Origin of the sequence: Pseudoalteromonas sp. P1-26, from assembly GCF_001401795.1 — a bacterium.
In the GTDB taxonomy this organism is placed as follows: domain Bacteria; phylum Pseudomonadota; class Gammaproteobacteria; order Enterobacterales; family Alteromonadaceae; genus Pseudoalteromonas.
On record NZ_LKDX01000053.1, the window covers coordinates 1 to 25526 of the forward strand.

General features: G+C 40.2%; 24 protein-coding genes and 1 pseudogene. 14 read left to right on the forward strand and 11 right to left on the reverse strand.

All coding sequences use genetic code 11. The features are described 5' to 3' along the window. Positions 1-47: 47 nt before the first annotated feature. Positions 48-191: a hypothetical protein gene (locus tag AN394_RS22535; protein ID WP_348535099.1), complete on the reverse strand. Its 144-nt coding sequence runs from the start codon at positions 189-191 to the stop codon at positions 48-50. A 159-nt stretch (positions 192-350) separates the two neighbouring features. Here AN394_RS22535 and traN point away from each other — a divergent pair, with 159 nt between their 5' ends. From traN to AN394_RS22185, 3 genes are all read left to right on the forward strand, one after another. Further along, positions 351-3500: a conjugal transfer protein TraN gene (gene traN / locus AN394_RS18355; protein WP_161805761.1), complete on the forward strand. Its 3150-nt coding sequence runs from the start codon at positions 351-353 to the stop codon at positions 3498-3500. 70 nt (positions 3501-3570) lie between these two features. Next, the gene (locus AN394_RS18360) at positions 3571-4521 is read left to right on the forward strand and encodes a hypothetical protein (RefSeq protein WP_138602614.1); all 951 of its coding nucleotides are present in this window, start codon (positions 3571-3573) and stop codon (positions 4519-4521) included. Between the two features lie 315 nt (positions 4522-4836). Further along, a complete protein-coding gene (locus AN394_RS22185) occupies positions 4837-5115 on the forward strand; it encodes a hypothetical protein (RefSeq protein WP_055022218.1) in 279 nt (92 codons plus the stop codon). A gap of 38 nt (positions 5116-5153) precedes the next feature. Here AN394_RS22185 and AN394_RS18370 read toward each other — a convergent pair whose 3' ends face one another. Then, positions 5154-6047 carry a LysR family transcriptional regulator gene (locus AN394_RS18370; RefSeq protein ID WP_036973804.1) on the reverse strand — a complete coding sequence of 298 codons (894 nt, stop codon included), beginning with the start codon at positions 6045-6047 and terminating at the stop codon, positions 5154-5156. Between the two features lie 159 nt (positions 6048-6206). Here AN394_RS18370 and AN394_RS18375 point away from each other — a divergent pair, with 159 nt between their 5' ends. The 6 genes and pseudogenes from AN394_RS18375 (at position 6207) to AN394_RS22350 (ending at position 11216) form a co-directional block, all read left to right on the forward strand. Further along, positions 6207-6965 (forward strand): SDR family oxidoreductase, encoded by a 759-nt coding sequence (locus AN394_RS18375; RefSeq protein ID WP_036973805.1) that lies wholly within the window; start codon positions 6207-6209, stop codon positions 6963-6965. A gap of 74 nt (positions 6966-7039) precedes the next feature. Continuing rightward, positions 7040-8047: a zinc-dependent alcohol dehydrogenase family protein gene (locus AN394_RS18380; RefSeq protein ID WP_055022219.1), complete on the forward strand. Its 1008-nt coding sequence runs from the start codon at positions 7040-7042 to the stop codon at positions 8045-8047. 22 nt (positions 8048-8069) lie between these two features. After that, a complete protein-coding gene (locus AN394_RS18385) occupies positions 8070-9077 on the forward strand; it encodes a zinc-dependent alcohol dehydrogenase family protein (protein WP_055022224.1) in 1008 nt (335 codons plus the stop codon). After that, a pseudogene (locus tag AN394_RS21765) lies at positions 9077-9404 on the forward strand (transposase); the annotation flags it as partial. The gene AN394_RS18385 and the pseudogene AN394_RS21765, both read left to right, overlap by 1 nt. A 74-nt stretch (positions 9405-9478) precedes the next feature. Beyond that, positions 9479-10675 carry a low temperature requirement protein A gene (locus tag AN394_RS18390; RefSeq protein WP_055022220.1) on the forward strand — a complete coding sequence of 399 codons (1197 nt, stop codon included), beginning with the start codon at positions 9479-9481 and terminating at the stop codon, positions 10673-10675. Between the two features lie 376 nt (positions 10676-11051). Then, entirely contained in the window at positions 11052-11216 is a 165-nt protein-coding gene (locus AN394_RS22350) for a hypothetical protein (RefSeq protein ID WP_235576281.1), read from the forward strand. Positions 11217-11409: 193 nt separating this feature from the next. Here AN394_RS22350 and AN394_RS18400 read toward each other — a convergent pair whose 3' ends face one another. Further along, positions 11410-11709: a hypothetical protein gene (locus AN394_RS18400; RefSeq protein WP_036973809.1), complete on the reverse strand. Its 300-nt coding sequence runs from the start codon at positions 11707-11709 to the stop codon at positions 11410-11412. Between the two features lie 230 nt (positions 11710-11939). On the opposite strand from AN394_RS18400, the gene AN394_RS18405 reads away from it, so the two are divergent. Together AN394_RS18405 and AN394_RS18410 are read left to right on the forward strand one after the other, a co-directional pair. Further along, entirely contained in the window at positions 11940-12224 is a 285-nt protein-coding gene (locus tag AN394_RS18405; protein WP_055022221.1) for a helix-turn-helix domain-containing protein, read from the forward strand. Beyond that, positions 12217-13488, forward strand: a complete 1272-nt coding sequence (locus tag AN394_RS18410) for a HipA domain-containing protein (protein WP_235576282.1) — start codon at positions 12217-12219, stop codon at positions 13486-13488. Before AN394_RS18405 ends, AN394_RS18410 begins: the two co-directional genes overlap by 8 nt. 226 nt (positions 13489-13714) lie before the next feature. Here the strand turns inward: AN394_RS18410 and AN394_RS18415 are convergent, their stop codons facing one another. The 8 genes from AN394_RS18415 to AN394_RS18450 form a co-directional block, all read right to left on the reverse strand. Then, positions 13715-15157: an IS1182 family transposase gene (locus AN394_RS18415; RefSeq protein WP_004589456.1), complete on the reverse strand. Its 1443-nt coding sequence runs from the start codon at positions 15155-15157 to the stop codon at positions 13715-13717. A gap of 345 nt (positions 15158-15502) precedes the next feature. Beyond that, positions 15503-18703 (reverse strand): efflux RND transporter permease subunit, encoded by a 3201-nt coding sequence (locus AN394_RS18420; RefSeq protein WP_055022222.1) that lies wholly within the window; start codon positions 18701-18703, stop codon positions 15503-15505. 11 nt (positions 18704-18714) lie between these two features. After that, positions 18715-19971 carry an efflux RND transporter periplasmic adaptor subunit gene (locus AN394_RS18425; protein WP_055022223.1) on the reverse strand — a complete coding sequence of 419 codons (1257 nt, stop codon included), beginning with the start codon at positions 19969-19971 and terminating at the stop codon, positions 18715-18717. A gap of 64 nt (positions 19972-20035) precedes the next feature. Then, positions 20036-21253 (reverse strand): TolC family protein, encoded by a 1218-nt coding sequence (locus AN394_RS18430; protein WP_008468875.1) that lies wholly within the window; start codon positions 21251-21253, stop codon positions 20036-20038. An 83-nt stretch (positions 21254-21336) separates the two neighbouring features. Continuing rightward, positions 21337-21687 carry a hypothetical protein gene (locus AN394_RS18435; protein WP_004588885.1) on the reverse strand — a complete coding sequence of 117 codons (351 nt, stop codon included), beginning with the start codon at positions 21685-21687 and terminating at the stop codon, positions 21337-21339. A gap of 55 nt (positions 21688-21742) precedes the next feature. Next, positions 21743-22645 (reverse strand): cation diffusion facilitator family transporter, encoded by a 903-nt coding sequence (locus tag AN394_RS18440; protein WP_004588886.1) that lies wholly within the window; start codon positions 22643-22645, stop codon positions 21743-21745. After that, entirely contained in the window at positions 22632-23363 is a 732-nt protein-coding gene (locus AN394_RS18445) for a transglutaminase family protein (protein ID WP_004588887.1), read from the reverse strand. Before AN394_RS18445 ends, AN394_RS18440 begins: the two co-directional genes overlap by 14 nt. Positions 23364-23418: 55 nt before the next feature. Continuing rightward, positions 23419-24033 (reverse strand): cation transporter, encoded by a 615-nt coding sequence (locus AN394_RS18450; RefSeq protein WP_004588888.1) that lies wholly within the window; start codon positions 24031-24033, stop codon positions 23419-23421. 77 nt (positions 24034-24110) lie between these two features. On the opposite strand from AN394_RS18450, the gene AN394_RS18455 reads away from it, so the two are divergent. The 3 genes from AN394_RS18455 (at position 24111) to AN394_RS21770 (ending at position 25430) form a co-directional block, all read left to right on the forward strand. Next, positions 24111-24500: a Cd(II)/Pb(II)-responsive transcriptional regulator gene (locus AN394_RS18455; RefSeq protein WP_004588889.1), complete on the forward strand. Its 390-nt coding sequence runs from the start codon at positions 24111-24113 to the stop codon at positions 24498-24500. A gap of 42 nt (positions 24501-24542) precedes the next feature. Next, entirely contained in the window at positions 24543-24920 is a 378-nt protein-coding gene (locus AN394_RS18460) for a MerR family transcriptional regulator (RefSeq protein WP_004588890.1), read from the forward strand. Between the two features lie 102 nt (positions 24921-25022). Further along, complete coding sequence (locus AN394_RS21770; protein WP_235374293.1) at positions 25023-25430, forward strand: MerC family mercury resistance protein; 408 nt, start codon at positions 25023-25025, stop codon at positions 25428-25430. Positions 25431-25526 lie beyond the last annotated feature (96 nt).

The window sequence follows — 25526 nt, forward strand, 5'->3', positions numbered from 1 at the left end:
CGGTGTCCAACGAAGCGTCAAAAAAGAAAGGTTAGTAGCTTAGGCTATTATCTTGGAAGCTCGATGCCTTTAGGCGCGAGTAGTTCACAAACTCTTTTCTGGGATTTACTTTGTTTACTTGCTCTCTCAAATCTTCTGTGAAGTTCTTTTTCTAGTGTAGGGGCATCCTCACTATAGATCATGGCATGTATATCAAATGATAATGGAGCAAAGGCACCTCTGAGCCTTTTTACTCTATCAGGTGGCTTTAATTGAGCAAATTTTAATTAAAAATCTAATGAAAATTAGGATTTAGATGGAAATATAGATTTTAAAATATCTTCAAATCAATAGTCATGGCTCTATGTTTAATGAAGTGTTTTAAGAAAAAATTAACCGGATATACAATCATTGCAAGCATGGTTGGTCAAACCATTGCTGTATCAGTAATTGGGGTATGGGCTGGGTTACTATCGATTGCCACTCCATTTGAAACAGCTATTGCTGCACAGGAACGGTTTGACCAAATTCAGCAAAAATACAAAACTGATGATCCAACAAATAACCGCTCCGATGATCAACGTTTAAATCAAACGTTATTAAAATACCCACATCAAACAGTCATAAATCCAAATCGAGAAAATGAGATAATTCAAAAATACTACCTAACCCCACAGACATCTAGAACAGTTGATTTGTCTGCTTATGGTAATTATGGAGACAATGCACAGCAGCAGATTGAAGATAGCGTAAATGTTGCGAGAGACATGTCAAAGTCAGCTGTTGTTCCATCGACTAATGCTAGTGGAGGTTTAATTACAAATTATAGTAATGGAGGAGTTTCGCTTACAAAAGATGATAGTGGTAATTATGTTGGGACTATTGATGAATCAAAAGTTACTGAGCATGTTTCTAATCAAAACGAGTACACTAGCTCAGAGCTAAATCACTCTCAAACAACATTTGAGGCAGACAGTCACTATGGTAATGAGACAGAGTTTTATGCTTCAGGAACCACTAAAATAAACAGTTTGAAAACTGACACTGCTAGTGATGCAACTGTATACCAAACAATTCAATCAATTCAGAATGACAATAAACTCCCAGAAATAAACCCCAGAAGCAGTATTTTCAATTACGGATTTAATGAAGTTAATGATGCCCTTGACGGTACCGGATCATGGTTATCGTCATGTACAGATGAGTCAGTTGACATAACACGTGAATTTACATCAACACAATCAACAAATCATTTATGTATGCAACCCCTTGCAAGCAATAGCTTATATTGCGAAGTTGAAAGAGCTACACCAGTTGCTTATGACGTAATAGTGCAAATGGCGGGTAAGGGTAAGCAGTTTTTAACAGTAGAATTTGACCTAAAGAAGCAAACTGCTAAGACAATAGCCCCAACCGATTCAATTGCAACAGAGCTGAAATTTGAAGGTCCAAGTTTTGAAGATTTCTGCACAGTTAATAATACTAATATTAATAGGGTAAGCCTTGGTGCTTGGCCTAACACCACACTAGATGGAAGTATTGATGAAAGTACTTGGATTCGAGAGTTGCAAGCGCCAACATGTGCAAATGGTTTAAAAGGTATTTTCCAAGTTGAAGATAAAACTGATGATGGTGGTGATACAAAATGGATCTTGAACGCTCAAGTAAGATACAGGTTTACTGGTGAAGTAGGGGAAAACAAGCAGTATCCAGCTGGTTGCTATGATGCGATTGAAAGTGAGCTTAAGGAAAGCAATGGCTTAGCAGGGTTTAGAGACACTATTAGTGGTGGTACTGAAAGCCGGTTTGAAGGTTTTTGTAAATTTGATAGCTATACAAATATCGAAGTTGGTAGCGTTGGATTACCCCCAGAAATATTAGAAACAGTCCCTCCTTTTTATAATGGTGATACAGGAAATAAAACTTGGAGAGTTAACCTTGATGGATACAATTGTGATCCTACTAAAGGTGAAGATTACTGTATTTTAACTCGGAGAGCCACAGAGGAAGAAAAAGCAGCAGGGATAGAAGATGAATTCCAATGTTATTCCTGGTATGAGATAGAATCTCAACCAAACCACTGCACTACCTACCAAACTGATACGCAATGCCAAGAAATTGAGAGAACATGTGCTGAAGGGTGGCTTTGGGAGCGAGATGACGCCGATGATATTTGCTTCGCTTACACAATTAAGTATCAATGTGATGAAGAAATTGTTTCGACTGTAACAAGCTCCGTAACACAGAATACCTGTGCGGCTACATTGCCTTGTGTTGGAGGGAATTGTGAAACATCAAATAGTGAAGTTAATGATCAATTCGCAGATGTTCTTGCTATGGCTACAGTAATACAGCATATGGAAGATGGGATGAACTGTGAAGATCCTACAGACCCATCAACGTGCACTATTTTTGAAGGTGAAGGTAAATTTTGCTCTTGGGAGCCAAGCGGTTTAGGTAATGACTGTTGTGAGGCTCCTGATGGTGTTGATATTTATGAATATGCACGAGCTGCTTATGGCATGCTACAAGCAGATGCATTTGTAGCTGGCCTAGATGGAACCGGCAATGCTGTAGTAGGCGGCTATCAGAGTCTGAGAGAACCTATTGCTAATGCAGCTACAACTGCTGGTGAAGCTGTTTCAAGCGCCTGGTCTTCAGTTTCTACGGTGTTTACTGATGCGGCAAGTACTGCGGCAGGTAATGCAGCAGGGGAGGTGGTTGATGCATCTGGGGCCGCAATAGATATTTTATCGGATCAAGCTATTGAAGAACTACAGCAAATGGTTATGAACTACGTTTATGATTCGATTCCAGAGGAATTAGCGCAGGCATTAATGAAAAAAACCGTTGAAAAAGGAGTATCTACAGTGGTGCTATCAGAAGGAGCGAGTCAAGCTGTAGCGGTAATTGGTTATGTATATGCTGCATACATGGTGTATCAATATATTAAACTAGCTTTAAATTTGCTCACTGCTTGCCACGAGTATGAAATGGATATGGGAGTTAGGCTTGCTACGAAACAATGCATTCCCGTAGGAAAGAAATATTGTGCTGAAGATGCTTTGGGTGTCTGCTATCTACGTCGTCAAGATTATTGCTGTTATGACTCCATCCTATCTCGAATAATAATGGCACAAGCATCCTCAATGCTTGGCCATGACCTAGAAGAATATACAACAGAAGAAGTTGATGGTTCAAAATTAAGGAATTGTCCGGGGTTAACCCCTGAACAACTGTCTAACTTGGACTGGAATAAAATTGATTTAAGCGAATGGATTAACATAATGATCGAGTCTGGTATTGCTGATTTTGATCAAGACCTTGATAAGCTGACTGGTTCTGGTCGACTACTTAATAATGAAGGTCGAGAAAACGCTGTTGATAGAACAACACAAAGAGCTGTTGACGCTGAACTGGCTGAGAGAGCTATTGAAACAAGAAGTATAATAAATGCAGATGATATTGATTGTTCATATGTGCCGAGACCATTGGCATGCTACTTCCTTAATGATGATTAATGATTATAAAGTTGCGCAATATAAATAATAAAGTACGATAGAGTCACTTTCGGGACAAACTAGAAAATCTATGAAAAATATAACTAAAATAGCCTTAGCTTCCGTCGTGGCATTAACTTTATCAGCTTGTTCGTCAACAAAAGAGCCAATTGTGTTTGATAGCTTTCAAGCAAATGAGAATGACTCATTTGCAAAAACAACAATGCGCTTAGCTGGCAGCAATAAGTTTATGGATAGTGCTGACGGAAAGTCAGGGACTCGCAAAGTACCTGGATCGAGTGTAATGGCTCTAGGTCAGCTGTTAATGTTAGATTTTACTGGAGCAGCCAGTACAGCTATTAATGATAGGATCATTGAAAACGAGCCTTTAGCTAAGAACGCTCAATTTATTGTTAAGGTTGATAATGTAGACCAATCAGTGCTTGCAAATCCTGAAGGTATTATTGCTAGAGCTTCGAAAAAGCTTGATGAAATAGCTGCCAAGAAAGGGCTCGAAATAGAGTCAGAAAGAACAACAAATATTCAGCGAATCATCAACTATAAAAACAAAAATCAATGTGAAAATTTGCTTCTTGCTCTGAGTACCTGCGGACAATACCTTGGGCTTGGTCGAGTTTCTTCATATGATCAAGAAAATAAGTCTGCATATGTAACTTTTGAAACAAAAGGGACAACTGTGTCACTGCATTTAATGAGCGGTTACATGGGGGATGATGTTTACTTGTATCACCCAAGAAAATTAGGATCAGGTAACTGGGATTACAGTTGGGCTATGTACGCAGGTTCTCATATAGTCATTCACAAAGGAAAAATACATAAATTTATTACCGGCCAACAGGTTGATGATGGTGTGGATATTAGTGAACTGCGATATTTGTTTATTGAAAATTGGAAAAAAAATGACAAGAGCGAATACAACGAAAAGTATCACAAAAACCCTAAAGACAAAGGTAAATACTTATACGATTATCACTTAAAAGACATGAGCTTCACTGAATTACCGCTTGATACTAAGTTGTAAATTTACTTACTTTTGAATTTAGTAGGTTTATTAATATATCACTGTCCAATGCTCCACGTTTGGTATTACGAACACTGGTCTGGGCGAAATAGCCAGCCTTTTTAGGCCGGTTTTTTCATTTCTTATCCTTAGGTAAATTTATTTTTCTGAGTTGTTGTTTGAAGTATAAGGTTTATTTATAGTATTCAAAACTATACTAATCTGTACTAATTCCTATCTTAGATAAAGTAAAAAACTAGATCTCAGTTCATTAGATCAATAGCACTTCTTATATTAATCTACTAAAACTCACCCGCACTAATTGGTTTAGTTACCATGTTAGTCAAAGTTCTTGCGCAAGTTAAAACAGATAATTCAGGTTTATTGATTGAAGTACCAGTGTTGCTTAGCGAATATGGTGTATTTGATCCCTTACTTGATTACGTTATAAGCCAGTCGCACATTAAAATTTTGCCATGGGTGAATCGCATTACGTTTGCTTTGCACCTTTGGTTGGATGATGTGTTTTACGACCCAGAAAACCTAAGCGGTGTAATAGTTCGCTTGTATCATCCTGAAGACATTGGTTACAGTTTTTGCAGTCAAGTGAGCTAATGTAGTATTCGCACTTTATGAATATTACTTATGTGCCATTAGCGGTCACTCAATCTTGACACCAAGTGATCAAAAACCAATCGAATACGTTGTGGTACTGGACCACGTTGAGGGCGATAAATATATAAATCCCAAGGCACCGGCTCGACTTCTTCTAACACTCTCACAAGTTTCTCTTGGCGTAATAAGTCTTGGACCAAAAAGTCAGGAATTTGAGCAAACCCCAGTCCATTTTGTATAGCCATTAATTCAGCTTCGGTGTCGGCACTTCGAAAACGTGTTATGGATGGGGTCCACTGTCTGTCCATGGAAAAAACCCATGGCCAAAGCTTTCCCGTATTGCGATCTACTAACCCTGTAGCCGGCAAGTGGTTTAGATCTTCAATAGACGCAGGCTTTCCCACTCTATTTATTAAGTCAGGCGAAGCCACGACATACATATTAATTTTGGTGAGCTGGCGGGCAATAAATCGACTATCCCTCATGAAGCCGATACGAATCCCGATATCTATTTTTTCGTCAACGACATCCACGCGCTCGTCACTGAGTGTCAGGTCTATATCCAATTGAGGATGTATTGTTGAGAGTTCCAGTAATACTGGCATTAAGCATTTATGACCAAAACCAACAGGCGCTGCGATACGAACCCGCCCTTGTAATTCATTACCCGAGTTAGGGGCGCTTGTTTGAAACAATTCATCTACAGCGCGCAGGCGTTCTTTTGCTATCAAAGCAAATTTTTCTCCAACTATAGTCACTTGTATGTGTCGAGTATTTCGATGAAATAAAAGCTCCCCTTGTAATTGCTCTAACTCCTTCACTGCTCGTGTCACTGCCTGAGGAGAAATTCCCAGACGGTTAGCCGCTTCTTTAAAGCTGCGAGACTCAGCAGCAGTACAAAATATCCGGAGCATTTCTAATCTGTTAAGCATCACAGTCACATTCAGTTTTGATATGAATACATTAATACTATTCCATTTTTAGGAATTGTGAAATTAAAACTTTTCCATTTATTAATTTCTGAAGGTAAGTAATAATTTGTTTGTTATTTAGACAGAGTCATTCATTCAACTGATTTGAGGATATTAACTATGAGCAGTGTTTTAGCAAACAATATCAGCAGTAAAGTCGTTGTTATCACCGGTGGTAGCAGCGGTTTAGGCGAAACAACAGCAAGATATCTGGCTAGTCTTGGTGCGTCAGTAGTATTAGGTGCCCGCCGTATCGAGAAGCTTGAAGCTATTGCTGCTGACATTCGCTCAGCAGGCGGAAAAGTTGCCGTTCAAGCGACAGATGTGACTAGCCAGGACGAAGTGAAGGCCCTTGTAAATCTTGCACAAGAGCGCTTCGGTAAAGTTGATGTGGTTATCAATAATGCAGGGTTAATGGCGATTGCACCGTTAGCTGAGACTCGAGTTGACGAATGGGATCGCATGATTGACATCAACGTTAAAGGTCTGCTGTATGGAGTAGCCGCAGCACTTCCGATTTTTCAGGCTCAGGGAACAGGCCACTTTATCAATATTTCATCCGTAGCGGGTGTCAAAGTATTCAGTCCCGGCGGCACGGTTTATAGCGGAACCAAATTCGCTGTTCGCGCTATTGCCGAAGGCTTACGCCATGAAGTTGGGGGTAAAATTCGTTCAACAATCATTTCACCAGGTGCAGTCGAATCTGAATTAAAACATGGAAGTTCAGATACTCAGGGTGCAGCCTTTGTAAAAGATTTTTATCAGCAAAATGAAATTCCATCTGAATCTGTTGCTCGTGCTATCGCATACGCAATTGAGCAGCCTGCGGATGTGGATATCAACGAGATTGTTCTGCGCCCAACTGTTCAAGAATTTTAATTCGTTTAATAAAAGACCTATTAACCAGCGGGTGATTTAACCACCCGCTGAATATTCAGTTTGTGAGGTTATTGATGACAGCGTTAAACAGACAAATGCGTGCTTTGGTATTAGATAGCTATGAAGAGGGTACAGCATTCCGGGATGCCCTGATTAACTTACCCTCGCCATCAGCAGGTCAGGTGCAAGTAAAAATATTTGCAAGTGGAGTCAATCCTATTGATTACAAGATCCGCCAAGGTATCGCTCCTTATGCCATGCCGGAATTACTCGCAGTACTTGGCACCGATTTAGCTGGAGAAATTGTTGCTATCGGCGACGGCGTCAGCGACTTTGCAGTAGGTGATGCAGTTTATGGTCTGACTGGCGGAGTGCGAGGATTGCAAGGATCACTGGCTGAATATGCCAACGTAGATGCTGAGTTACTTGCTCTCAAACCGAAAAATTTGTCCATGCGTGAAGCTGCGGCTTTACCTCTGGTTGCACTTACCGCTTGGGAAGGTTTGGTTGACAAGGCGAATGTTAAAGCGGGCCAGAAAATCCTTATCCAAGGTGGAGCTGGCGGAGTTGGACATTTAGCTGTGCAAATTGCTAAGGCCTTAGGTGCCGACGTTTATGCCACTGCATCGACTGGAAAACAAGAACTGCTCAAGGCGCTTGGTGCCACGCCGATTGATTATCACACTGTAAGCCCTGCTGACTACGTGGACGCATACACCCAAGGCAAAGGATTCGATATCGTTTACGACACTGTCGGTGGCTCTGTACTCGATGCCTCATTAGGTATCATTGCACATTATGGACATATTTTAAGCTGTGCTGCATTCAGCTCACATAATCTGGCACCGTCGTCATTGCGCTCTGCAACATTGTCAGCGATTTTTGTGTTACACCCACAGCTCAGCGGAGAGGGGCGCAAACATCATGGCGACATTCTGCGGCAAATTACGGCTCTCGTTGAAGCTGGACAAATTAAGCCACTACTCGATCCGTTACGCTTTTCCCTTGACACGGCAATGGATGCACATAATGCCGTAGAGTTGGGGTCTATGGGTAAAGTAGTTATTGATGTAATTGCTTAAAAGGTCATTGTTGAGGATGCATATGAGCCCAAGAAAACTAGTTCGAACTGTTCGTTTCCATGAATTAGGTGGTCCCGAGGTGTTAACTATTGACTCGCTGGCGAGTCCAAGTTTGCAGGCCACTGATGTTCGTATTGCGGTCAAAGCTGTTGGCCTCAATCGTGCTGATGCCATGTTTAGGCGAGGCAACTATATAGAAAAGGCTGACTTCCCTTCGCGAATCGGCTATGAAGCATCCGGGATAGTCATTGAAATCGGGGAAGAGGTAGATCATTTACGCCTTGGGGACGAGGTTTGCATTGTCCCTCAGATGGGGCTTTCTCAGAATGGCTGCTACGCAGAAGAGATTGTCGTACCAAGTGAATATGTGGCACTCAAACCAGCAGGGCTAACCTTTGCTGAAGGCGCAGCAGCTTGGATGCAGTACCTGACAGCTTATGGCGCTTTGGTCGAAATTGCTAACGTGCAAAAAGGCGATGCAGTACTGATAACCGCCGCATCGAGCAGTGTTGGATTGGCTGCGATTCAAATTGTGAATTCTCTGGGAGGTATCCCTATCGCTACAACTCTAACAGGAGCTAAAAAGGCTGCTGTGCTCAAGGCTGGCGCGGCCCATGTGATTGCAACCCAAGAAGAACCGCTACTGGATAGCTTGAAAAGCATCTTGGGAGCAAACAATTTAAAAATCGCATTTGATGCTGTCGGTGGGCCGCAGATAGCTGAAATTGCTGAAGCAATGAGCCCTGAAGGAACAATAATAGTACACGGAGCATTAAGTCCCGAAACAACTCCTTTTCCCTTAAAAATAGCACTTCGTAAAAGTCTGACAGTTAGGGGGTATGTGTTTACTGAGGTTATAAAAGACATCGAGCGTTTTCGCAGAGCAAAGCAATTTATCCACTCGGGTTTATCCGAAGGAACACTCAAGCCTGTCATTGATCGAAGCTTTAAATTTGAAGAGATAGTAGCAGCTCATCACTATCTGGGGTCAAATCAGCAGATTGGTAAAATAGTGGTCGTACTTGATTAACAGATGAAGGAAAACTTTATCTGTGTGTTGTGCTGGATCTGTTTAACCATGTCGTTGTAGGCTGGTTAATACATCACCGACAGGATAGAAAAATGGTTCTGCGAGCGGTGGAGATGGCTGTCTGGCAACGTCCTGAAGCGACACAGGCAATACTGCATTCGGATCGTGGAACGCAATTTACCAGCGGCAATTATCAACGGTATTTAAAAAAGCAACGACTTATTGGGGAGCATGAGTGCTGTCGGTCATTGTGCCGATATACTTTTTTACATCGAGCGGTTTCATAATCCAAGAATGCGACTTAGAGTAGCTAATCAAGACAGGTAGTTTACAAACATTTTAAACCGTCCGTAGAAACGGGGGAGAACCCCCGCCAGAACAATAAGACAAAGGGGTAGTGTATGGTAATTAACGATCTTCTCTGGCGGCGACCACGCCATCACATGGATGTCGATGAAACCCACGACCACGTGCACTGGGTGGAACTTTTCTTCGATCTGGTCCATGTAGTGACAATTTTCATTCTGGGGAATTACCTGTCCCATCATCTGGGGTGGCAAGGATTCTGGGTGTTTACGGGAATGTTCCTGGCGATTTTCTATGCCTGGGCAGACAGTTCGGTCTATAATTCGCTGTATATCTCCACGGACATGCCGCATCGAGTGGTGATGGCACTTAAGATTGTCACGATGATGACCATCGCGGCGGCAATTCCCGACGTGGGAGGTGAAGGCTGGACGTATTTCGCGCTGGGCTATGCGTTGAATCGGGCGCTGACGGCCTATCTTTACTGGCGGGCGCGCTGTACCGACAACGCGGGCAATACGCTGGCGCAGGAACAGGGGCGGAATTTTTTCGTGTTGGCCGGGGTGTTCGCACTGTCGGCTTTTTTGCCCACACCGGTCGCCTACTGGGTGTTTGCCGCCGGCGTGGCAGCAATTCAGCTGCAGTACATGCTGCCGCGCGTAGGCACGCTCCGCTTCGAACGCTTTGTGCCTCAACTCGGACACATCTCGGAGCGCTTCGGCCTTTTGATGTTGATCTTGCTGGGTGAAGGCTTCTTTAAGCTGGTGGTCACGCTGGCCGACAAGGGCGTCTACAAAGTCAGCGCGGGTACGATGTTCAATGTGACCATGGGCGGCTTGTCCCTCTTCGCGCTGGCCTGGACTTATTTCAACTGCGCCGGCAATGCAAAACCGAAGAGCCGCACCAGTGCCGTGCTTCTGAGATACTGGCTTGCTCACATCGCGATTTTGTGGAGTGCGGTGACGATTGGCGTTGCGCTGGCCGGAGAAGTCTACGTCGGCCTGTGGGAGCCTTATCCGCCCGGCTACGCCGCGCTTGGCTCGGTCGGCCTTGCGGTTTTTTTAGCTTCGCTATGGGCGCTGCGTCGAACTGTGGCTGATGCCGCCGACAACTACCATAGCGCCGGTCTGAGGCTGTTCGGCATTGTCATGGCGCTGGTTGTGCTAGCCTTTCATCCCCTCGTACCGTCGATTGTCAGCAACGGGCTTTGGGTCCTAGCGCTGTTCTCGCAGATTGGTGTGCCGATTTTTCTAGCGGTAAGAGATACGCGCCGGTCTGATAAAATGCTGTGATGGAACATGGCTATGCCCATGCAATTTGACAGATAGCCGTCAGGGATTTGATGCGCTCTTCTTATGCTCATTAAGCCGGCCTTTTCGTGATCAGTGATTGTCCGTCGGCGCTTCGTCCTCAGTTAGCCGTGCGTCCTCCCGCATGGCGTGCCCCTTCTAAAATAACTGAGCCAATAATGTTCTATTCTGGTTACTTTAATGAACGTAATGTGCCTTAAGGTAATCAATTTGGCACTTTGTGCCTCTTATGTTTTCTGTTCAGCGTGTGCGCAATTTGCTCTGATTTTTTTACTATTTTCAGACTTAGGAGGCTGCTGTAAAAGGAAAAGCTGATAGTCTGACATATATCGAATTTATGATAAAAGGAAAATTAATAATGCCTAATTTCGATCCAAACTTTGAATCTACTCGCTTGGCTATGCTTTCAAAACAACACCCTGACATTGTGAAGGTGTCGGGTGAGGGAGTGTTTCGTGCGGAAGATGACGAAGACCGCCTAAGCGGAACATTTTGGACTCTTGAAGATGAGATTTTTGATTAGGTCACCGAATCTGGCTTCAAGCTATACTTGCTTGAACTTCTGGATAATTTCATAGAATACCGGGGTCAATGTAACGAGCTTCAGAAAAAGGAAGGGATTGTACGTTTCGCTGGTGGCACTTTAAATATTGAACAATTAAATTAAACGTAGCTTAATGTAGTGTCCAGTTTTACTGGATTAGATCACTTTATCTTCATTTGAATAATGACTTTAATGAGCTATTTTTGTCGTTCCAGTAATATAGAAGAAATGGAATTGCACCTTCTTTAATCTCTTCTGCTGAATAGAACTTCTCTGTATTGAAAGCTTTAAAATAAATTCCTTGGGAATAAGCTTTAACTGTTGAGGAAAGAATGAACGCCAAATAGATAAAAACAAGAATTGAGGTAAATATTGTTAATGATGTGGAAATTTGCATCAATGCAAAAGTAACAAGCAATAAAACCATTAGATGGGATAAACTTCTAATTTTATTAATTTTGATTTTGGTCATACATAAAAACCTATTTAAGTTCCTTCTTAAATTTCACCTATTATTCTATTCCTTGTGAGTCTATCTAGTCAATCTGTAGTATCTATATGAATTCAAATTTTCACAAAATATTATGAATTTTTGCTTTTTTTACTGCAACTCTAGGTTTTTCACTAAGTATTGTGAATTTGTTGTCCTGTTGATTATATCCCTCTATTATTCATAAATATCTGTGAATTTTGGTGATCAAAATGGAAATATCTGTTAGTTCAGCAAAGCAATTAGGTAAATTAATATCAGCTGTTAGAAAAAGCCAAGGGTTAGACCAAAAAACAATTGGAGAATTTTCGGGTAATAGTATCAATACGGTAGGTGACTTTGAAAAGGGGAGTGGTTCATTGTCCGTTAGCAGGTTATTTGATTTGATGGAGTCACTTGGTATTGAAATGAAAATAGACTTCGCGCTGCCTCCATCAGATACTTCAGCGCAAAAGAAGCTAATCAAACGCATTAGTGAGATAGTTGATAATGGATAGATCGCTCACAGTATTTGTAAGTACAAAAAAAATGGGTGAGTTAAAGGATGTGAATGGTTTTTGGGCATTTGAATATTCACAAGAGTGGGTTAACTCAGATAAAAACTTCTCCTTGTCACCGGATATACCAATTCAAAATGAAATGACGTTAGATACAGGTACTAAACGTCCTGTTCAGAGCTTTTTTGATAATCTTTTACCCGAAGAAAACGCGCGCAAATTATTAGCAAAAGATGCGCAAGTTGACTACTACGATTCATTTGCATTACTAGAAGTGTCAGGTATTGAGTCCGCTGGTGCCTTAATAATGTTGCCTAAGGGGGGTGTCTTGCCAGATCCAAGTGCTGAGCCTCTAGAATTATCTGCTCTTTCAGAGAGGATAAAAGCTCTCCCTAAAGCACCATTGAATAAGAGAAAAGGTAGTAGGATGTCACTCGCTGGGGCACAATATAAAATGCTAGTTATAAAAAAAGGCTCTGATTTTTTTGAAGGTAATGCAGGTACGCCTTCCACTCATATATTGAAACCAGATCATTCAGAGCCTGATGATTATTGGCAAACGACTTGTAATGAATGGTTTGTTATGAGGCTTGCTAAAATGATGGGTATAGATGTACCAAAAGTGGAGTTATTGTATGTACCTGAGCCTATCTATTTAGTTGAAAGATTTGACCGTTATGGTAAATACCCGAATCAAGAGCGTCGACACATTATTGATGCGTGTCAACTGTTGAGTTTTGGTAAAGATTTTAAATATGCAGCTTCAACTGTTGAAACTTATAAGAAGATATTGGGCAAAGTTCGGACTAAGGCACAAGATACAATAAAGCTATATCGCTGGGTTATTTTTAATTTTCTTATAGGAAACGGTGATGCACACCTAAAAAATATTAGCTTTTATTATGGGGATGGGGATCCACAGCTGACACCATTTTATGATTTATTGTCTACGATAATATATGTGCAAGAAGGGACTAAACCACTTGAGCAAAAATTATCAATACCGATAAATGGAAAAGAAACATTTGATGAATTAAGGCGAGATGATGTTTTGGCTTTTGCAAATGAAATTGGCATGCCAGGCAAGGGAGCTGCAACTTACTTAGATTCCATGGTTAAAAACATTCAAGGTGTATTTGAGATTCTTTACAAAGAAGTCCTAGAAATGCCAACTACTCCTACACGCGCTTTAGAGTTACGTATGCTAAGGGAAATACAATATAAAGTTTTAAATGAAATGGTGGAAAGGTTAAGAATTAGCTAGTTGCATCAACTAAAGTAAGTTGAAGTATGAGAAACCAAATCATTTGAGCCCCAAAATTGTTTTTGGACATAAACGCGTTAGAGACGAAGGACGGCTATGTGCCCAGACTGTGTGAAAACTAATTTTTAATAAATTGTCTTGGGTATGTTCTTAGTTTGAAACCATTTAAGATGGTTGCGATCGATTTTTTCTCAGTATCGCAATTTTCTCCGCGCGAGCGAAACTGCTATGGCAACGCTACTCTAATTGCTTTACTTAGGCCGTTAACTCCCATAATTGTTATCATTCTTCTGAAGTTGTAAGCTAGGACATGAAGACTTATTTCTGTCCCCACGCTTTTTAAACCTCGTGTTAGTAAGTGGGTAGCTCCCATCCAGAGTTTAATTGTGCCAAAGGGGTGCTCAACAGTTTGCTTGCGATGAAGCATCAATTCAGGTTCATTCTTTAGCTTTTGAAGCATTTCTTCTGTCAGAATCTCATGCACCCACCGCCTTATTCGCCTAGGGTCTTTTTTAGAGTTAGTGCACTGACTTCTTATTTTACAATCTCGACAAGCAATGTGATTGAAGTAAACATCAAGGTATTTACCTTGCTCAAATACCTGCATTCGATTTTGAAGTTCATTACCAGCGGGGCATAAGTAAATATCTTTATTTGCATCGTATTTGAAGAGTGAGCGGTTAAATATCCCTTTCTTTTCAGAGGACGATGTATCCGTCTTGGGCATGATTGGCTCTGCACCCAAATCGATAGTATCTTTTATATCGGGCTGACTGAAGTAACCTTTATCTGCTAATACCCTTATATCTTCCTTGCGCAATGCTTTTTGTGCGAGTTTTGTCATTGACGCAAGCTGGCCTCTATCTGGCACGTTGGTCACCTCATGCGCCACTATAAGGTGGTGCTTGGTATCAACCGCACTTTGCACGTTATAACTCACAACTCTTGTAAAACCTTGAGTTTTCATTAAACGTGAATCAGGATCAGTAGTGGATATTTGCTTGTCAGGATGAGCTTCAACTTGTTCTTTAATCTCGTGTAGTTTTTTTAACTGGCTGCGAAAGTCAGCTAGCCTATCTTTTGTGGCTTTAATTTTTGTGACGTTAGCTTGCTCTTTATCGGCTTCATCAAGTAATTCAAGGTAACGTTCAATATTCTTTTCGACTCGGTCGATGTGGAATTTAACTTTGCTTGGCGTAAAATTATTGCCTTTGTTGTTGCTAGCTTTAAACTTACTACCATCGATGGCAACAACTGGTTTCTCAAACATATTCAGACGACGGCAGACTTCAACAAACGTTTTGCACACATTTTTTATACCATCTCCGTTGTCTTTTCTAAAATCAGCAATCGTTTTAAAGTCGGGTGCCAACTTACCAAGTAGCCACATCAGTTCAATATTGCGTTGGCATTCGGTTTCTAATCGGCGGGATGATTGAATACGGTTGAGGTAACCATAAAGATACAGTTTTAATAATGTGGCTGGATGATACTTAGGGCGGCCTGTGGACTTTAAAGTTAACCCTTTAAACTCCAATTCAGCTAGATTTAGTTCCTCAATGAAAACATCAATCACTCTGACCGTATTATCTTCACTGACGTAGTCTTCCAACGATTCTGGAAATAACGTTGATTGGTCACGACTTTCACCGCTTATAAACTTTGACATACTGCCTCAACCCTCAACTGAATCAATAGTCTAATTATATAAATATCAGTATATTAAGTGAACTAAATGTATAGATTAATAGATCATAAGCAGAACATACTTAGACCAAAAGGTGATCAGAGTTTTCACACAGTCTGTGCCATAATCCGACCTTGAGACACATAGAGATTAAGACTGCAAAGATACGAAAGCGGAAGTTAGCTTTGGCCTGTTTAACGACAAATATTCCGACAAAGCAGTCATGACTATTAGTTTATTGTTAAATCTAATCTTTCTTTTCGTTCATCTACTCAATAACCCCACGCTAAACGTGACTTTAGCGTGGGGTTAGAGTTCACAGTAATTTTATCTGGATAGCTCTTTTATTTTTTTCTCTGAAAACCAGCGATATAAAACAGGTAAAACAAATAATGTTAACAGTGTTGCAGTTACCAAGCCGCCAACAATAACACTCGCTAATGGGCGCTGTATTTCTGCACCAACACCATTAGACATTAACATCGGTATCAAACCTAAAGCTGATGTTATAGCAGTCATAAGTACAGGTCTTAATCTTGAAGTAGCGCCTTCAAAAACGGCTTTAGATGCTTCTAGACCGTCTTTAATACGTTGGTTGATACTTTCTACCATAACGACCCCATTCAATACCGCTACACCAAATAAGGTAATAAAGCCAACGGAGCTTGGTACAGACAAGTATTGTCCAGATAAATATAAGGAGAAAACTCCGCCAATTACAGCAAGCGGCACGTTGACCAATATCAGCATAGCTTGACCAACAGAGCCAAAAGCAAAGTAAAGTAACAATGCAATTAGCGCTAAAGATAGAGGTACAACGATAGCTAGTCTGCTTTGAGCACGCTGCTGGCTTTCGAATTGGCCACCTATTGCTACCGAGTAACCTGAAGGTAGGTCAACTTTCTCAGCAATAACTTTTCTGATGTCGGCTACTACACTACCCATATCTCTATTCTGAACGTTTGCTTGAATAACGACACGCCTTTGAACATCATCGCGCCTTACTTGAGGAGGACCTGATTCAAATGAAACAGTTGCAACATCACCTAAGCGTACCCAGGCGCCTGTTGGTGACTGAATTCGAATATCTGAAATAGCTTCCTTATTTTGTCGGTACTCTTCTTCAATACGCACGTAAATATCATAACGTTCATTGCCTTTGATGATTTGTCCAGCTTCAACCCCTCCAATACCATCTCGCACAACTTCCATTATATCAACAACTGAAAGTCCAAAGCGCGATAGCTCTTGCCTATTAGGTTTTACGACAAGTTGCGCTTCACCTGCAATTTGCTCAAGAGCAACATCTCTTGCACCATCAACACTCTTTATAGCCGCTTCGATCTCTTGTCCTTTAGCTGCTAAAACGTCTAACTCAGGGCCAAATAACTTTATCGCCAACTGAGCTTTTACGCCAGATAGTAACTCATCAACACGAGTCGCAATAGGTTGAGAAAAGTTTAGTAGTAAGCCAGGAAACTCCTCTAAAGATCTCTCCATTTTCCCTTGAAGTTCATATCGATTAGATGCACTGGTCCACTCAGAAACAGGCTTCAACCCTATGTAAATTTCTATGTTATTCACAGGCTCTGGATCTCCACCTATTTCGGCTCGACCAATTCGGCTTAATGCATAGGTTACTTCAGGAAAAGCCATTAGTTTTTCTTCTAGAATTGGTGCCACAGTGAGCGCGGTATCTAAACTGGAAGAAGGTGCCAGCGTTGCTCTTAAGTTTATCGTCCCTTCTTCTAACTCAGGTACAAATTCAGTACCAATTAATGGAACTAATGCAAAGGCAGAGAAAACTAATATAAGTGCGGCTGAAATGACTAACTTGGTGCGTTTTAGTGCGAATGTAAGCCCTTTTCTGTAGAGTTTGTCTAATGGCCTAAGAACAAAGCTTTCCCTCTCTTTTACACCTGACTTAAATAAATAAGTTGCCAGTGCAGGTACGATAAACAACGCAACCACAATCGCAGATACAACGGCTAAGATGATGCTTATTGCCATAGGTTGGAATAACTTTGCTTCAACCCCTTCAAAGCTGAACAATGGCGCAAATACGACTAAAATAATCGAGGCAGCAAAAAAGACGGGACGAGCCACTTCTTTACCTGCATTTTGCAGACGTAATTTAATGCCGTGCTCATCGTGTTCTACATCGTGCGGATCTGCGTCAGAAGTTGGAACACGTTCCTTTACCGATTTCGAATGTGTCGCGTCAGGTCTATTTAAATGTTTAAACATATTTTCAACCATAACCACTGAGCCATCTACAAGCATACCAATAGCGACCGCTATGCCACCCAGTGACATAAGGTTTGCAGAAATGCCCCACCAAGCCATGATCATTAACGCGATACCAATTGAAATTGGAATAGATATTAATACCAAGAAGGTTGCACGTAAATTCATTAAAAATAGTGCTAATACAATACAGATGAAAATAAATGCTAGTAATAGTGCATCAACCACTGTATTTACCGCTTTTTCAATCAAATCAGCCTGATCATAAAAAGGCTCAAAGCGAACACCTTTTGGCAATGCTTGATTAATTAATGGAATTCTTGCATTGATACCATCAATGGTGGCTTTAGTATTTGAACCCATGCGTTTTAAGACAATGCCAGAGACAACTTCGCCTAAATTTTCGACTTTACCGTCTTCGGTTTTGCGCGTCATGGTGACAGCACCTTGACGAATTTCACTGCCCATTTCAACTTTAGCAATATCTGAAACCGTAACAACCGTACCATCTACTGTTTTAACGGGAACTTGTTTGATATTACTGATGCCAGCCTCACCACTCTCAAACCAGCCTGTGCCTCTAATCACAAGCTGCTCTTGCCCACGGTTCATGTACCATCCGCCAACATTCGCATTGTTGTTATCTAGGGCACCAACAACGTCTTCTTGCGTTAGTTCATATGCTAAGAGCTTAGATGGATCGACATTGACTTGGTATTGCCTAACATTACCACCAAAAGATAATACATCAGTGACTCCATCGACAGGCATAACGAGTAACTTAACAATCCAATCGTTAAGGCTTCGAAGCGCCATAGCATCATAACCTGCACCTTTATCTGAAATAAGAAGATACTGAAATACTTGGCCCAGCCCAGAGGTGTTTGGTCCCATTTCGGGTGTCCCAACACCTTCTGGTATCAGTTCTTTTGCGGCTTGAAGACGCTCAAATACGAGTTGTCTTGCAAAGTAAATGTCGGTGCCTTCTTTGAAAACAACCGTAACGCCAGACAAGCCTGTTTTAGAAATTGAGCGCACTTGTTCTACATCAGGTAGGGCATACATTACCGCTTCAATGGGGTACGTAATGAGTTGTTCAACTTCTTCAGCAGCCAGTCCTGGCGCTTCAGTATTTACAGCAACTTGAACATTAGTAACATCAGGAAAGGCATCCAAATTTAATTTTGGGATCACCATAACTGCACCAACCATAGTGGCAAACAGCGCAATCAAAATCAGGAGTCTATTATTAACAGACCAATCTATTATTTTATTAAACATAGTCTTGCTCCCTAGTGGTTGTGCGGATCAAATCCGCCTTTAGCGATTTCAGACGCAACAAAAAATGCGCCTTTAGTTACAATTCGCGTTCCACTATCAAGGCCAATGATTTCTCTAAAACCACCTAAGGCTCGGCCTAGTTCTATTTCTACAGCTTTAAATTCTCCAGGGTGGTCTTCGACAAATACTGTCCAATCACCATCTGCGCTGCGGATCAATGCTTCTTCTGGCACAGCCATCACTTTCTGCTTTGTGGCAAACTGAAAGTAAACTTTTACAAACATGCCTGAATGAAGATTATCATCCGAATTATCTACTCCTAACCTAATAATTCGAGTACGAGTAATAGGGTCAATTGTATGGGCTTCTTGGATAACTTTGGCATTGTAACTCTGGCCTTCTAATTTAAGTACCGCAGGAGAATCAATTGATAAATTTAGCTTTTTATTTGGAGAAACTTTTGCTTCAACCCATAGTTGTTTTTCATCTGCTAACAACATTACTGAATCACCAGCATCAACACGTTGCCCTTGGATAAAATCGTCTTGAAGTACAACCCCTTCACGCTGAGCAATTAATGTATATTGCCCAAACGCTTTTATGTCTTTGTTAGAAATGCCATCTATTGCTTTTTCAGTTAACCCTAAAGCAATAAGCTTCCCGTAACTCGCATTGTATGTAGTCTCTGCTTGTAATAATCTACTTTCACTCACCGTCTTGTTACCCAGCTTTTTCACACGTTGCCATTCGGTTGAAGCGATTAAATAGTCAGCCTGTGCTTGTGCCATTGCTTCACTAAATAATGTAACTAACTTCTGACCTATTTCTACATGCTCTCCAAGCGCTGCATGGCGACTAATAATGACTGACTCTGTACGTGGCGATACCACATAACTTTTATAGCCATTAGCTTTTATTTCGCCTGGTGCATATACGGTGCTAAATTGATATTCAGGCTTAACACTTTCCACTTTAATGTTAGCAAGCGACATCTTCTTTGGATCAATAGTGATACCTTCTTCATGTCCTTCTTCTCCCTCTTTATTACCACCTTCATGGCCGTGCTCGTCATGGTCACCTTTATCTTCTTCATGTCCCTTTTCGTGTTCATGCTCATCTTGATGTTCTTTTTCTTCTTGTTTCGAAACGTTTGTGACAGAACCAGTTCCATCTGACGACTGTGCAAAAGCATCATGATTTGTAGTAAACCCAACTAACAGGCAGCTAATTACTACGGCTAAAAATTTTTTACTAATTACTGTATTCATTTTTGTAACCTATATTTTTAATAAATTTAAGATTTCGTTTTTCGCTACTGAAAAAACAAAGCGCTCAAATCTCAAATTTGGATAACTGACCCATACTTAAAATGAAGGATATTTCTGCAAGCTTGAATTGATTTTCCAAACGTATTCCTGCATGAAGCCCTTCCGCACGTTGATTTAATGCAAGTAAGTAGTCAGAAGTATTAATGTCACCAGCTTCCCAGCGCTTATTTAATAAGTTTTCGCTGCTATCTAATCTGCCTTTTGTCAGTTTTTGCCATTGCTCATAATATTTTTTACTGACAATAAGCGATTCATAATTAGCTTTTGCTTCAAATGACTGCTTTCGATAAACCGACCGAAAGTTAGCCTCTGCTGCAATTGCTTCTGAATAAGCGGCTTTAACAGTATCTGAATAGTTATTTCTGATATTTAAAGGCATTGAGAAAGTCACGCCAATCAAGTCTTCATCTCCACTTTTCCCTGCGTTAACTCCAATGGTTGGATTGGCTTTAGATTCCATAGTGGTTAGTTGAGCTTTAGATTGTTTTATCTTCCATTGCGCTCTAGCGAGTTTAACTTTTGGATGTTCCTCAACCCACTGAGAGTTAAATGAATAGTTTGTTGCTCCAAAAGTAAATGAAAACAAATTGGTAGTATTAGGCGTCCAATCAGGCAATAACTCCTGAACATTTACCTCTGCATTTTTCAAAGCAATTTGCGACTCAGATATTTCACTGAAAACTTGGGACAAGTTTAAATAAACCAGTTCAGCGTCAAGTGGCTCTAAAAGTCCTGCTTTTCGCTTATCTTCAATAATTCCAACGAGCGTTTGTAATTGATTTTCTCTTACTGAAAGTAACTGAGCCACCTTTTTTGCTGCTTGCCAATTAACTATTGCAGTTAAAGCGTTAGCCTTTTTAGAATCGAGTAGAGATAACAATTGTTGCTGGTTTGCATAAACACCAATTTCACCAATGCTTTTATTTGCTGATTGCTTATCCCAAAAATCAATCGTTTGACTGATACCAATAGAATAATTATCAAAATCACCCTCTTTTTCATAGCTTGCTTCAAGCTCTGGGTTATATACGGCTTTAGTTAAGCTCTTGGCTCTATGATTACTTGCATTAAGTAACTCTTTAGCCGCAACAACTTCGGGATCTTTATTTATTTGACTATCTAGCCATGAAATACTTTTCTGTTTGGCATAAGTGGCAACTGAAAAACTCACAGCCATACATAAAGACAGGACTAAACCTGCATTTTTTAAATATATATACATAAAAATTCTTAATTTTAAAATTAATAAACACGAAACCTTTATCCATTATTAAAGGATAAATAGGTCATTAAAAATTAATCTAATTAAGAAATGGGCGGACGAAGTATCGCTTCAAGAAAGGTACTTGTTTGATCAATTTGATAAGGCGTTTTATTGATAATGTTTAGTTTGCCCGTGGTATTTGAATTACTGACTAAAATCCAAGATAAGTGGCTGCCACTGCAATGTCCGCAGTGATGACAATCTTTTTCATTATGCTGCTCATCACCTACATTATCATTTGAGACATTTCGATCATCTGCATGATCATGTTGAATTTGAAGGTGCTCTATATCTATTTGGTGATTCTCAGGTGTTGCGGATACAACAGCAGTTAACGATTGCAAAACAATCGAAACGACTAATAGTATTTTTAACGCAACATTGAATTTCAAAATAAACACCTACTTAAATATGAAAAATTATAATATCAAAAAAAGGTTTTCTAAACTAGCCATGCGCATGTTTTTCATGCTCGTCACGGCAAGTTTCTTGAGGAAACTCAAACTCAATGGTTGTATGAGATAAATTATAAGAAGAAAGTTCCTTAGCCACTTGTTGTTTTAGCCTAATTAATTTATCAACCTCAAAGTTATGGGCTAACTCTAGGTGAGCAGTTAATACGTGACTTTCCCCGTCTAATGACCAAAAGTGCATATGATGAATCCCATTAATTTCAGGTATAGCCTTTATCGCTTTTTCAATATTATTCTGCACTTCTTCATCAGGTGTAGCTTGAAGAAATAGTGCCAATGTTGTTTTCAGGTTTTTCAAAACGTTAAACAATATAAACAGTGTAAAGCCTATAGAAAGCAAAGGATCTAATATTGGTAGATCTACAAAAAGCAGCACGATAGAAACAATTAGGACTGCAACCCAGCCAAGTACGTCTTCAAGCAAATGCCACGTAAGTACTTTTTCGTTCAGCGTTTTACCCGCTTTTAGTTTAAATACTGCATACCCATTAACAGCAACCCCAAGTAATGCAAGACCCAACATTCCTTCAGCCATTGGCATTTCAGGATTAGATAATCTTGGTATTGCTTCAAATAGCACCCAGACAGAACCAATAACTAATACAATACTGTTAATTAATGCGCCAAACAGGGTAAGACGACGATAGCCATAGCTAAATCTATCGGATGCTTCTTTATCCGAGAAACGACTCAGTATCCAAGCGAATCCTATAGATAAACTGTCACCCAGGTCATGTACAGCATCAGCCATAATAGCGGTACTGTTGGTTAGCCAACCACCAATAAATTCGATAATAGTAAATGAAACATTAAGGAAAAATGTCCAACCTATACGGTCGTCTTTTCCATGCGAATGGCTATGGCTATGATTGTGCATTTTCCACCTCAAGAACTTTTAAATTTCTTACATTGACTACGTTAAAATTGATAAAGTGACGGATCACTCGTTGATACATCCAACGTTTGATTCCTGATAAGTTAGTTCCTTTTTCGAGATAAAACTCATCAGGGGAATTATAAACACCAAAATCATCATGAATACCTTCTTTTTGTATATAGGTATCTTGACCACGCCAATCTGTATCTGGCGAAGAGAAACACTTTGTTGCAACACCATAACCACAAAATTCGTTTTTTATTTGACTAAATTTGTGCTGTAGTGAACTTAAATATTGTTCATCTAATATAAAGCCTTCTAAGTTTATCCAACGATCCTTGAAATAAACTTCAATCCAACTATGAATGATATATTTAGGTGCTAACCAAAATACATAAGTTGGAATAGCTCCTTTTTGTAATCGCTGCTCAATAGTAAAGCCGTGAAAACGACATTGAATACCTAATCCTCGTAACAAAGCCATCAGCAAGTTACCCTTGGTATTGCATTGTCCGTAACCATCGGCTAAAACACTGCTTGCTGAAATATCATCACTCTCATTGTAACCAAATAATATTTCATCTTTAACAAATTGGTAGGCTGCACCAATTTTGTTGAAGTCATCGAGTTCTTGCCAATTACGCTCAGAAATTAATGATTGAATTGTAGAGTGTTCAAAATTTACTATCTTGGTTTTTTCTAGATATTTGCTATTCATTGATGTTTCCTTACTTTGAACAACCAAAGGTTGATTGTTTATCTTCATTTGGTGTTTAACGTGTTTTCTCAGCAACAGCTAATTCTTGTTTAGCATCGCTTAGTATTCGGTAAGCGCCTCGAAGAATTAACATTGAAATGATGCTACCAATGACGATATCAGGCCAACGCTGTTTCAGCACCATAACGAGTATGCCTGCGATAACGACACCAAGATTTGCAATTACATCATTCGCTGAAAATATCCAGCTAGCTCTCATATGTACTTCATCGTTGTTGTGCTTTCGAATAAGGATGAGACAAATCACATTTGCAACTAAAGCAACCATGCCTACGCCAATCATAAACCAAGAGTGAGGCTCACTTTCACCATACAGCCTTCTAGCAATATCCATTAGAATTAGCACGCCTAACCCCAGTTGGAAATAGCCACTCACTAAAGCAGCATTAGCCTTATGTTGGATTGACTTTCCCACCGCGTATAGTGCAATTGCATAGACGATTGCATCCGCTAGCATGTCTAACGAATCTGCAATTAAAGCCGTTGATTCTGATAACCAACCAAAGCCAATTTCAAAAACAAACATCGAGGCATTGATAGCCAGAAGCCAATAAAGCACCGTTTTTTGCTGGTTATCTTTTAGCTCAACTTCACACCCACAATCGCTCATTTTCATCTCCGATTAACTTGTATGCTCTAACTATAAATCCTATAGTGACTATAGGGTCAAGTTTATTTGGAAATTTTATGAAAATTGGTGAGTTATCGAAAACATCGGGGTATTCAGTACAAACCATCCGATATTATGAAAAGGAGGGCTTGCTGTCAGATCCTGATCGCACTGAAGGGAATTTCAGGTTGTATTCTAATAAGGCATTTAAAGAGCTAGAGTTCGTAAAGCATTGTCGAAGTTTAGATATTCCGCTTAATGATATTAAGCGACTCATTGAATTAAAAAACAAGCCAGAGGAGAGTTGCTCTAGTGTAAATGCATTAATTGATCGGCAACTAACTTTAGTTAATCAACGAATGAAGGAATTGAATGCACTCAAAAAAGAGTTAAAACTAATGGCAAGCTCTTGCGGGTCTGACGGTACAATTGAAGTCTGTGGCATTATCAAGTCATTAGATAGTTGAACTAAATATAACTTTAGATTAGTAGTATTCACAAAGGCAATAATGAAAACCATTGGCAAATTAGCACAATCATTAAATTTAAATGTAGAAACCATTCGTTTTTATGAACGAGAAGGACTGATTACACAACCTGAAAAACCAATATCTGGTTATAGACAATATGACGAATCAATAGCAGGACAACTTAGGTTTATCACAAAAGCCAAAGCGCTCGGCTTTACGTTAAGAGAAATAAAATCGCTAATGTCTATGGACAGCAACTGCGCTCAAGTTGAGCTATTAAACCGACAAAAGTTAGCAATCATTCGAGACAAAATTAATGACCTTCAACGTTTAGAGAAAGTAATTGTGGGTATGACAAATACCTGTATGCAAAACGAAGATCCAACACATTGCCCCATAATTGACTCATTAAAATGATTGACTCCGTACTTGTATACGGAGTTTAGAATGATGGTAATATCAACCAATAGACTTTCAAATGATAAATAAAATATTAGACAGAGTAGGCTCTAGTGGCGTTTGGCTAGCGGCACGGCCTGCCTCCCTGCATTAAGGTCACTTGCATCGGCATTAGGACTAGGCTTCTTCTCTCACTTCGAAGGAATAGCTGTAAATACGCTTTTACCTATTTTTGCATCTTTGGAACTATTGGTAAACTTATACAACTGGCACAAAAATAAAAACCATACCAGAGCTGTCTTCAGCATTCTAGGGCCTGTAGCAGTGCTATTAACGCTTTATCCTCTTTGGCTATATGATTGGAGCACATACCTATTTTACTTTGGTATTTGCTTAATGGTCGTTATGTCGGTTTTGGATATCGTAAAACCAGTAAGGGAGCAAACATGCAACGTATGGCTAATTGCCGTCGTTGAAACGATTAACGGTCAATGTCTGCTTTTCGCTCAAAGCCGACCTATAGAGTAATTACGTTAACACGTTTAGGGGCGTGCGACGTGAAGTCGTATGAAGCGCTGTTCACCGCTTAATGAGTGAACCATCTGTATCACCAGATGATCCTAG